The organism is bacterium, assembly GCA_040753085.1.
In the GTDB taxonomy this organism is placed as follows: Bacteria; UBA9089; JASEGY01; order JASEGY01; family JASEGY01; genus JASEGY01.
The window spans coordinates 1-11,285 of the sequence record JBFMHI010000085.1 but is presented as its reverse complement, the minus strand read 5'-3'; the positions used below and the strand labels follow the sequence as shown (position 1 = coordinate 11,285).

The 11,285-nt window shown below is 46.0% G+C and carries 6 protein-coding genes and 2 pseudogenes; 4 read left to right on the top strand and 4 right to left on the bottom strand.

Annotated elements, in window-relative coordinates:
- Positions 1-321 precede the first annotated feature (321 nt).
- The 4 genes from AB1797_09350 to secG all read left to right on the top strand — a co-directional run bounded on the left by AB1797_09350 (position 322) and on the right by secG (position 5,694).
- Complete coding sequence (locus AB1797_09350; GenBank protein MEW5767815.1) at positions 322-2,727, top strand: carboxypeptidase-like regulatory domain-containing protein; 2,406 nt, start codon at positions 322-324, stop codon at positions 2,725-2,727.
- A gap of 170 nt (positions 2,728-2,897) precedes the next feature.
- A complete protein-coding gene (locus AB1797_09345) occupies positions 2,898-4,145 on the top strand; it encodes a serpin family protein (protein ID MEW5767814.1) in 1,248 nt (415 codons plus the stop codon).
- Positions 4,146-4,347: 202 nt separating this feature from the next.
- Positions 4,348-4,809, top strand: a complete 462-nt coding sequence (locus AB1797_09340) for a hypothetical protein (GenBank protein ID MEW5767813.1) — start codon at positions 4,348-4,350, stop codon at positions 4,807-4,809.
- A 333-nt stretch (positions 4,810-5,142) separates the two neighbouring features.
- Positions 5,143-5,694 (top strand): preprotein translocase subunit SecG, encoded by a 552-nt coding sequence (gene secG / locus AB1797_09335; protein ID MEW5767812.1) that lies wholly within the window; start codon positions 5,143-5,145, stop codon positions 5,692-5,694.
- Between the two features lie 47 nt (positions 5,695-5,741).
- On the opposite strand, the pseudogene AB1797_09330 reads toward secG, so the two are convergent.
- The 4 genes and pseudogenes from AB1797_09330 to AB1797_09315 form a co-directional block, all read right to left on the bottom strand.
- A pseudogene (locus AB1797_09330) lies at positions 5,742-6,909 on the bottom strand (AAA family ATPase).
- 1,122 nt (positions 6,910-8,031) lie between these two features.
- Positions 8,032-8,844, bottom strand: a complete 813-nt coding sequence (locus tag AB1797_09325) for a caspase family protein (GenBank protein MEW5767811.1) — start codon at positions 8,842-8,844, stop codon at positions 8,032-8,034.
- Between the two features lie 101 nt (positions 8,845-8,945).
- Positions 8,946-9,095, bottom strand: a pseudogene (locus tag AB1797_09320) (GxxExxY protein).
- A gap of 505 nt (positions 9,096-9,600) precedes the next feature.
- The gene (locus AB1797_09315; GenBank protein ID MEW5767810.1) at positions 9,601-10,590 is read right to left on the bottom strand and encodes a sensor domain-containing diguanylate cyclase; all 990 of its coding nucleotides are present in this window, start codon (positions 10,588-10,590) and stop codon (positions 9,601-9,603) included.
- Positions 10,591-11,285: the final 695 nt, after the last annotated feature.

Sequence of the window (11,285 nt, the reverse complement as noted above, 5' to 3'; positions counted from 1 at the left end):
AGGGTGGTAGCTCTTTTTCTAAGGTTTTTAGCAAGAGTAATAATATTGCCCGCCCATTTCACCCTCACCCTATCCCTCTCCCATCAAGGGAGAGGGAATTTTGCTTTGTCTCCCAACTAACTGCTTATCTTAGTTTTGAGTAGTTACTCAGAACAATATAATTCAGGACAGAAAATTCTTTGACAGGAGGACTGTTTAATGATATACTTATATAATCAGGCCATCGGGTAATCGGTAACAACTGATTAATTGGTTACTCCTCACTGATGACCGATCACTGATTACTGATTATCGATCACTTAAAGAAGGAGGAGGTTGAGGATGAGATGTCGCGGGTTAGCCTGGTTGGCAATTTTCTTTCTGGTTTTATTGACCGCTTGCGGACGGAGCGATCGTAGTCCTACGGCAAGTACGGAGAACGAGAGCCAAGAGCCTCAGGAGGCTTTAGGAGTAATCAAGGGACATTTAGAGTTTGAAGCCTTACGAAGTCCTGAGCTTGCTCCCAGGTTTGAGTCGCCTCGGTTAGAGGAGGTGGAGGTTTATGCCGGGTCAATAGACACGGCTGACACCTATCCAGGCCAGATAGATAATAACAGAGACTACATCATAACCGGGCTTCCAGGTGGGAGATACAATGTCATTGCCGGAACAAGGAACAAAATATACGGGGGGATAATCAAAGAAGTAGAGGTTACTCCTGGAAAGACAAAGAAGATTCAGGATGTCCTCTTCCTTTCAACCCTGGGCCGAATTTCAGGCCGGGTAGTGCTTATCGGACCAAAGGGAGAAAGACTGCCTGAAACCGGTTTTGTAGAGGTTTTTATTCCGGGAACATCTTTTTCCTGTCGGACAACGAGGAAAGGAGAATTTACCTTCTATTATATTCCTGCCGGGGAATATACGGTTGTTGCCAGTTACGAGGGATATGAGGACACGGTAGTCGAGGGAGTTGAGGTTGCCCTGGGTAGTGAGACCCGAATAGGGGAAATCGTGATGCATTTAAGAGGACCCAGCCCTGAATCTGCCTCAGTCTTTGGGGTTGTCTTAGATGGCCTGGTAGATTGCGGTAGAGCGGCAGATTGTATTGTTCCCATTCCGAAGGCAAAGATAGAATTGAGGCTCCCTACGGGTCAGGTGCTGACTGCCTTGAGCGGGAAAGATGGAGATTACCGGATAGATGGCATTCCGGTTACACCGCCCCTTATTGGAGGGCCGCCTATTACCCTGACTGCCTCTAAAACCGGTTATGAACCCCAGACGGTCAACCTTAAATATTTCTCCCCTGGAGAAGAAAGAAGAGAGGACTTTCATCTAATACCGATTACTCCTGGGACAGGCACGCTGGTTGGCACTGTCCGGGAGAGACCCTCGTGGTATCCTGAAGGTGGATCAGCCGTGGGAATCCCCTATTCCGGGAAGCCAATCGCCAGAGGTGAGAAACTGGAGAAAAGAGAGGAGCGGTTGAAAATCCCCTATCTGGGGAAACCGATCGCCGGGGCAAAGGTAACCGCTCTGAAGGTAGGTCCTGATGGGTATCTTAGGGAAGTATATACGACCACGACCGGCAGAGACGGCGAATACCAGATTCCAAATATGGAGCCGGGTGAGTATACGGTCAGAGCTGAAGCCGAAGGTTTTGAGGCAGAAGAAAAGAGGGCGGTGGTCAAAGAGGATGAGGTGGCCACGGTCGAGTTCTACCTCCCGCCCATTAGTGACAAAGGTGTAGTATTCGGAATGGTTATGGTGGCAGGATACAGGCAGGACTCGGCGGGGGGAGACCTTATTCCTTGTGGAGATAATGCGCGCTGTATCATCCCCATTGAAGGGGCCATAGTGAGTCTCTATCCTAAATATGAAGACGATGAGACGGCGGTCAATTATCTCCTCGTCCCTGGAATCCCCTGGCCCTGGTTGGCTGTTACTGATAAAGAGGGCCAATACCGGATAGAGGAAGTTCCCTTTGGCCCTTATACAATCATCGCTGAAGCCAAGGGCTTTCTGCCCCAAAAACAAGAAGGGACTGTCTCGTCTACGAACCCTAAGGTCCAGATCGACTTCACCCTCCAACCTGATAAGAAGAGGGCTTCTATTTATGGAGTGGTAACTCACGCTCATACGAAGATGCCTATCCCTGAGGCCGATGTTACGGTGACTTTATTTACCGGGGAGACCTTTACCACCAGGACCGACTGGAGTGGCTACTACCGGATAGATGACCTGCCTGCCTCAGACGCCATTATCCTCATCTATCCTCCCCCAACCATTGGGACGGTCACTGTCTCCAAGCCCGGCTACCACTCTAAGACCGTTGATCTACCGGCTCTCACTTCGGGCGAGGAACGCCGAATCGATCTCTGGCTTGGACCAATAAAACCGGGAGAAGGACCTCAGCTTACTTATTCCAATTCCGGCTGTCTCTCCAATCGTGAGGACCCGACCCAAGCAAAGGACGAGATAATAGCTAAAGTCGAGGGGAATGATATCTACGTTACTCACCGTAACGCCTGGTATAATTGCTGTCTGGAAGAAATTCGGGTGGAATTGGAACATGAAGGGAACCAGCTTAGGCTAATAGAAACTGAGATACTTGAAGGGAGCGGCTGCCGCTGCCTATGTCTCTACGACGTCTCGGCGGCCATAAGCGACTTAGCGGCTGGGGAATACATAATCCAGGTCTTAAACGAAGACCGGGGACTGATAGGGGAGATAACCGCAACCGTACCTTAGCAGGAGGGACAAAGGGCAAGGGGCAAGGGATAAGTAATTACTGAGAGGGGAGATACTAGTAACCGTACCTTAGGGGGGCATAATAGGCTGAAGGCTGAAGTTCAATAGCCTTCAGTCTTCAGTCTTCAGCCTATCCACCTGAAAAGTCATAAAAATAAAGGAGGCGCATTATGCCTAAGATATTAAACCTTATCCTCGTGCCTTGTATCTGTGCCGGATTTATGGGATGCTCGAACAAGAATCCTGCTTCGCCGCCTATTGATAATAAAGAATTAGCCGCGACGGAAAAGAGCTTGATCGAATCGGACAACAAGTTCGGGTTCAAGCTCTTCCAAGAAATTATTAGCCAGGAAAAGGATAAGAATGTCTTTATCTCTCCGCTGAGTGTTTCGATGGCCCTGGGAATGACTTACAACGGCGCTGAGGGGAGGACCCAAGAGGCAATGCAGACGACCCTTGAGCTTTCCGGCTTAACGATGCAAGAAGTGAATGAATCTTATCAGAGCGTGATAGAATTATTAACCAACCTTGACCAAAAGGTTCAATTCCGGATTGCCAATTCGATCTGGTATCGTCAGGGATTCCCTGTGGAAGATGAATTCATTACTCTAAACAAGACCTATTTTAATGCAGAAGTAAGGGGATTGGATTTTAACGATCCGAACGCTTCAGATATAATCAATGGATGGGTGGATGAAAATACCAATAGAAAGATCAAGGAAATCGTGGATAAAGTGATTAATCCTTTAACGATGATGTTTCTCATTGATGCCATCTATTTTAAAGGCACCTGGACTTCCGAATTTGATAAAGAGCTAACACAAGATGATTGGTTTACCTTGCCCGATGGTTCTCAAAAACCGTGCCGGATGATGACGCAAGAAAGGGACTTTCAATATTTTGAAAATGCCGATTTCCAAGCCATTGATCTGCCTTATGGCGAGGGTGATTTCAGGATGACCATCTTTCTCCCACGAGAGCAAAAAAACGTTGATTCCCTAATTGCCGAATTTAATCCTGAGAATTGGAATCAATGGCGAATTAGTTTTTCCGAACAGAAAGGGACCTTGCAACTTCCTAAGTTTACTCTGGAATACGAACTAAGTTTGAATGATATCTTAGAAGCATTAGGCATGGCCATCGCCTTCGATCCCTTACAGGCTGATTTTACCAGAATGTATAAAAAGGAGCAAGTCACTGAAAATTTATATATCAGCCAAGTGAAACATAAGACCTTTGTAAAAGTAGATGAAGAAGGCACGGAAGCAGCCGCCGTTACTTCGGTGGAAATGACTCTAACCGCCCTACCTTCTGGTTTTTCAATGCGAGTTGACCGGCCCTTTGTATTGGTGATCCGAGAAGATCATTCCCAGACCATACTCTTTATCGGAAAGATTGTGGAACCGACCGTGGAGTAACCAAAATAAAGTTTCGATCGCGTCGGCGTTGTCTCGCCCCTCTGGGGCCTCATCCGATCCCAGAAATTTTGAGGCGATTACCCTGAGAAAAAACTTGACCTGGGAGGTTATTTATGTTATGTTAGGCTAAATATCTAAGGTACCAGTTGCTTGGTGTCTTAGTGGCGTGAACGGTTACTATCTAAGAAAGGGGAGGATAAATATGCGGATAGGCCGGATATTGATGGCCGGACTGGTGGTCACTATTGTAGGCGCCGTTCTGGGTGGACTTACTTGCGGCTGGCTCTTTAACTGGGTCTACCAGCTTGAGCCTACTAATGTCTGGAGGGGAGAAGAAGAGATTACGAGGGGGGCTTTCTTCTTATGGTTAAATTTAGGTAATCTGATCTTAAGTATTTTCCTGGCATTTGGATATGGGCTTTTCTTTCAAGGCATCCCTGGTTCTGGGAGGCTGACAAAAGGACTTACTTATGGTTCTTACTTATGGTTTTATCCTCTGGCTGGTAGGCACCCTGCGGGGAATGTTTTCTACCCCCACATGTTTATGACCGTAGCCACAGGAGTAGTAATATATTGGACCATAATGGGCTTGGTGGACTACCTGATTAAGGGGGCGATAATCGCTCTTATCTACGGGATATCTTGTGAGCAGGAGAGCGAGTAGAACCGACTTCTGTCTTCTGGCGTCCGACATTTGAAGAAGATTTTTGGATAAAACAGAGCAGAAACAGATTTTATCCGAAAAATAATGTAATTAATTTATGCACCGAAGGTGCAGAGGAATTTAGCCGTAGGTTTCAACCTACGGAAGATTGAATGGGAAATTAAGCCCCGCAGGGGCGAAGGAGCAAATTTTACCAATGGGGGTGAAGGAAAAGTTCGCGGTGTGTAAAGATTAATAAAATCAACGCTCAATTCCTGAATCCCTGATTAAATCAGGGACAGGAACAGGTTTTATCCGAGAGCATTCCTGAATTTGAAGGAGGTAAATTAATCAGTGGGTATCGTCTTAACTATTATTCATGTAATTATCTGTTTTGCTTTGATCTTAATTGTTCTGCTTCAGGCCGGGAAGGGAGCCAGCTTAGGCTCTGCCTTTGGCGGAGGGGGGGCATCTCAAACGGCCTTTGGGACCATGCGGGGCAACATTTTGGGTCGAATAACTACGGTGGCGGCTATTCTCTTTATGGTTACTTCGATCCTCTTAACCGTCATCTATGCCCATGAGGGATCCATCATTAAGGGGAGAAGAGGGGTGGAACAAGTTGCCCCTGTTAAAGAAGAGACAGCCCTGCCTGCCGAAAAGGAGACGGCGGCTCCTACACCAGAGGGGGTTGTCCCGGGAGGAGAGGCCACCCCTAAAGGGACTGTCAAGCCAGGGGGAGTAACTCCTGAGGCCGCCGTCAAAATAGAGGAAAAGACCGCGCCGGCAGCAATTCCATCACCGGCATCGGAAGGCGGTCAGCCAGCCCCACCAGTTTCTAAAGGGAAAGAAGAGGCTGCTCCAAAAGTGGAGCCTACACCTCCTAAGGTGGAAGAAAAACAGTAACCGTCCTGGTCGGTCTTCTGGCTAAGGCTTCGACTTGTTGACGCGAAAGGATCACCCTTTCGGAAGTAGTTTTCTGTCCAAAGGTGTCCGAGTCTCGCCCCATGCTCTATGAATTCTTTGACCCCTGCAATGTCTGCAACCCGTTGTGCTTGAGTATAGCCCTGTTCATCCCGTTCTAATGTCCAAACCTCCTGTGGTCTTAGCCCGTTCACAAAGAAAGGCGAATGAGTTGTCACCGTTGCCAGCTCAGGCAACAAACGGGGGTGCAGATGGTTCTCTGGTTCCTCAATGCCGATAAATCGGGGTGGGTCAGGGTCATACAAGAACCGTGAGATATGCCAGCATCTTCAGCGTTCCGTCCGACGCAAACTTGGCTAAAATGGGTTGAACAAACGGCGCGTCTTTGACCTGCAAAAGAAGCCGTCCATCCGCCATGATTTCGGCGTCTATTCTCTCCAGTCGTGGAACGCGACGAGTAAGGGTTCCAATGATTTGTTCGAGCCGGTTGGGGTGTTGCTCTTTCAGGTATTGAACGACGTTCGCCAAATTATCACCCGTCACAGACAATCGCTCCTGCGGTCCTGCTTCGGGGACGCCCCGCGTGCTGTCAGCGGTGAGGTAGGACAGATACCAGCTCGTGATGAAACGGCGCAACGCGCTCACACGGGGATGGCGGGCAAATTGCCCCAAGGTGTTCACGGCGAGCATCTCAGGAGAATCCAATTGCTCTTCAAGGCGGTCGTCCGTCTCATCGGGTAGTTCCCCGCTGACCACCCGCCCCCGTCCGCTTTCAAAGTCCAGAAACCGAAATGGCTTGCCGTATCGTTGCCGTCTCCATTGCAGCCACTCGCTTGCGATGTAAGGACCTCTCGTGCCTTCAGTGCGTTCATCAATCGCGAGATGGTAAGTGATGAGCGGCGAGCCAGGTTGTTCACGATATTTCAGTTCAAATTTAATCGGTCCCTCTTCGCCTCGCCTGCGTAGTTCCTTGAAGCGTCCGCGTCGGTCCCATGCCTTCCGCAGCCCTGTCGAGAAACACTCCGACAGAAAGGCGAAAACATCGAAGATAGTAGACTTACCGCTTCCATTGGGTCCCAAAAAGACCGTCAGCGGGCTGAGGTTTTTCAGTTCCAAATCCTTCAGGGCGCGGTAGTTGATGACTCGTAGGTATTCAATGCGTGGAACGGAATGCCCTGTTGAAATTTGCTGTCTCATGTCGAGTCCTCCATCATTTCCTCGGCCGCTTTCACTTCAACCTTCTTCGACAGCAACTTCGGCAGCAGGTAGTCGCGAGTGGGGGTATGGTTCTCAACGATGTTTACTTGTATCTGGTTAAACCAAACCACGGTTCGCTCCTGGAATGCCTACCTAAGTGTCAGGTTGAAAAAATTTTTTTGCAACAATATCAGTTACGCATTTTGTGACGTGTAAATGACCAATTAAACGGCTTTGCGAACTGCTGATTGTACTCATCGTTACTCTTATACCTAAGTTTTGCACGAAATCGAATCTATCGTCTTTCTTTTTTTATAAGCCACAGATTTACACGGATGGACACAGATAAGAACTAAGTCTCTGCAAGAACTTGTTTTTGTGATTTTTGTGAGAATCAATGAACATTCTTCTTTAGCATAACTTCTTTAATTTCAAGAAAATAAAATATATTTTGTGTTTATCCGTGTTCAATCTGTGTTAATCTGTGGCTTTATATCTTGAATTTTCTGCCAAAGTTTGGTTATAAAGATGGTCAACAAACGCTTACGGGCTGTCCCATAAGCCTCTTCTAATGTATTTCGATGCGAAGATATTTTTGGCTCTGTAGGAGCTCTAACTGTTTGTAGAATTGAATTACAAAAAATGTCTTCTAACTTCGTAGGAGCCTACATTCCGCACCTGAAACCTTGACTTTCTATATTTTTCTCTAGCCAGGTTTCTGCTTCTTCCCCTTAAGGGACTTTATTCCCAAGGTCTTATGGCTATTCCACCCCACTTCGGGGTGCCTTTTGGAACTCCGGCGGTCCTAGATGCACCCTAAGAGGGCATAGCTCCAAGAGGCTCCAAGGGTTCAGATCACAAGGGGGGACGATTTTCGTAAGTAAAAGTAAACTATATACTTTCTTGAATAGTCGGAAAAAAATAGAATTTCGCACTAAAAGAGGTGCGGAATGTAGGCCTAATACTCGATGTTCAAGTTTTTTTCTAATGAAGTTGGCATACTTTTTGCAGCAATTCGATATTAGTTTTTCAAGTAGTTAAGAGTAAATGGTTTTCTGCCGATGCCCAGTGAAAACAAAAAAACAAAAGGCCTCCTTGCCCAGGGGGAAGCCTCCCGACCACTTATTCCAGCATCTTCTTTTTCTTCTCAGCTACAGGTGCTTCCAGTTGAGGGATTTGGCTATAACCATTGAATTTTATGGATGCCCTCGTTCTCCTTAGTAATTCAGCCCTTCTGATATTACCTTGTGTCTCTCTGAGATGTTTACATAGATAATAGGTAAAAGCACCATTGTAACTTCCATTTATATATGCATCCGCAGAGGTCTGATTCGACTGACAACCTGCAAAGAGCACATGGTTTAATGAATTATGTTTCCTCAAGAGCTTTCTTATTTCCATATCTTCATCTGCCCTGCATTGAATATCTATAGGTGGAGGCAGAAATCTGGATTTGAATGATAGCTCTGGAGGTAACATATTGATCGCCATTGTCTCACGTGTTCCTGTTCCTGAATGGCAGCAATCAAGTAAAACCTCTAAATTCACCACTGTCGGTACACCCGAGAATATCTTTTCTAAATCATCATCGGCAATAAAATTCCCATCCCAATCCATATCATGTGGGCAGATAAGTTCATCCATCTTATCCTTTAATTCATCACCGTCACGGTCAACTATTTGAGAACCGTGTCCTGAGAAGTGAAATAGAAGTTTATCCCCTTGCTTTGCTCCGTTAACAAGCCATTTTAATCGCGAGATGATATTTGCTTTTGTCGCTCTCTCATCTACTAATACCCGTATCTCTTTTATACTAAATCCAAAGTACTTCAAGAGAATATCCCTCACATTTGTTACATCATTCACACATCCATTCAAATTACAACCCGGAAGTTTATATTTGTTTATCCCAACTAATAACGCCTTATTTGTCATTTTTGCTTTTCCTCCTTATTAGTTAATTTTGTAACCGTTCACCTCACCACGGAGACACAGAGACACTGAGAAAAATCTAAAGGACAAGTCTCTTAATGAGGTCTTTGTCGTTCAAAATTTAGACCACGCAAATTGAGTTCAAGACAAAGGCATTCTTCGTAGGCTGACTCTAATAAACCAGGGCCTAAATGCCTATGAACTTCTATTGCTGACCCAATTATTTGCTCTGTAAGTGCTTTTTCTAAAATCATTCTCCGTGTCTCTGTGGTGAACGATTACAAAATTAGGTAACCGTTCAGCCACCAAGGCACGAAGACACGAAGGGGAAAAAGGTATGTGTCTTAGAGAGCAGTAGAGCAGTAGAGCAGCAGTTCTGGAACCTTCGGAAAAGTCTTTAACTACTCCGCTACTGTTCTATTGAACTATTCAGATGAGCACGGGATTACGACCTAATGTAGGGGCGAATAATTATTCGCCCCTACATTGTGTCTTAGCGTCTTTGTGGCTGAACACTTACAACTCATTTTATTTTATCCGTGCTAATCCGTGTCAATCAGTGGCTGAACGGTTACAAAAATCTTTAACTGCTGCTCTGCTGCTCTATTTTTGTGTCTTAGTGTCTTTGTGGCTGAACACTTAAAGTTTCACCAGTTTTCTGAGACCTATCTCCAGCATAGAATGGCCAAGAGAACCGATTACTGATTACCGATTTCGGGTAAAGTAGAGAGAAGAGATACATGCCCGAAGGATTTAAACCTATTTCACAATTTCTGCAAAGGAAACGACTTTATTCCCACCCTGCACATGGGCCTCCCAGAGGGCTTCTTCGGCCTGGCAAACCATCTCAGGGGCTGAAGGGGCCGCCGCCTCAAAGGCCGTCAGTCCAATACTAGCGGTAATAGGCACCTCTTTTCCTTCCGGCTCAAATTCTTCTATTTTTTGCCTGATGAATTCAGCCGTCTCTTTGGCCTTGGCCGGCCCCTCTTCCGGAAGGAGAATACCGAATTGTTCCCATCGATAATGAGTGACGATTCCCATCGTGCTCTGCTTAATAACTCCACCTATTTCCACCAAAAGTTCCTTCCCTTTCTCAAAACCATACATACCCATATAGGACTTAAATCTGTCTATTTCAAGGAAAAGCAAGGCCAGGGGCTGCCGGCGGTCTATTGAAATCTGGATGTCCTGCTCTAAATCCTGATAGAGGAACTGAAAGCGTTTTAGGTGAGCCACCTTGTCGAAAGGCTCTATTTCCTTTATCCGGTCATAAAGTTGTCCACGTTCGATGACCAGTCCGACTAGTTCGGCCAGGGAGGAAAAGATGGTTTCATCTTCAGGATCAAAGGCGGCTTTAGCCTGGCTGCCCATGCACATTAAACCAATTGGTCTTCCAGCCGTGGCGACAGGCGCAGCTAAAAAGGTGTTAAATCCATTCTCAAACCTGCCCTTAATATCCTCTAATTCAGAGTCGCGCTCGGTAAGAAGACATGTCTCACCTTTTCCGATTACCCGTTTAAATACACCTTCATCTATTTTTAAATGTCCGTATTTGACAAAATCCCAGGGGAGACCTCTTTCAGATTTGACCCTGAATTCCCCTTTGGCTTCATTTATGGTCATAATAGCCGCGGATTGACAATTAAAGACCTTTTCTATTCTGTCCAGGATGTAAGCCAGGATTTCCTCACACGGGTGATTAGAATTGGCATATCTAAGGGCCTGTTCAAGAATCTCTTCTTTAGTCATATCGTCCTCCTTCTTGTTTTTTCAGTATGGTCAAAATTTTTGCGACCTGTATGATTAGGTAGGGAAAAGCAAAGATAAACCACGAAGAGCACGAAGTTCACGAAGAAAGTAATTAAGGGTAAAGTAAATGTGATTAAAAAAATCTTCGTGGTGTCCTTCGTGTTCTTCGTGTTCTTCGTGGTTTTGGGACGGTTCAAAATCATCCATTTTCTTGTGAAACTTTAGGCGCGGTTAACCTTCCGCAGAAGTAGGGTGGACATTACCCACCAATCTGTTCGCCATCTACGCCTTTTTGGTGGGCGGTGCCCACCCTACCTCTCAGCCGCAAGCTTTCACAGTAAAGTGAACCATCCCGTGGTTTTTAAAAGATGTGAGTAAGGTTAAGCTAACCATACAGGTCGAATTTTTGCAACTATTCAGCCACGGATTTACACGGATGAAACACTGATTTTGGGACGGTTCATAACCGTCCAATTTTCTGTGAAACCTTGCGGTTAGTTCATTATCGGCTATAGCATCATCATACCATTTTTTTCTACAAAACTACTTTTCTCGTCTTAACTTCCCTGCAAATATCTCTGCCATCCTATTGTCACTCACAAAATTTGATAGCCACCCTCACAACCTCTTTTGTGGGTTTCATCCCTTCCTTGTCTCCAAAAGAAAACCGGCAGGCAACTTCCTAATCTCCTTAA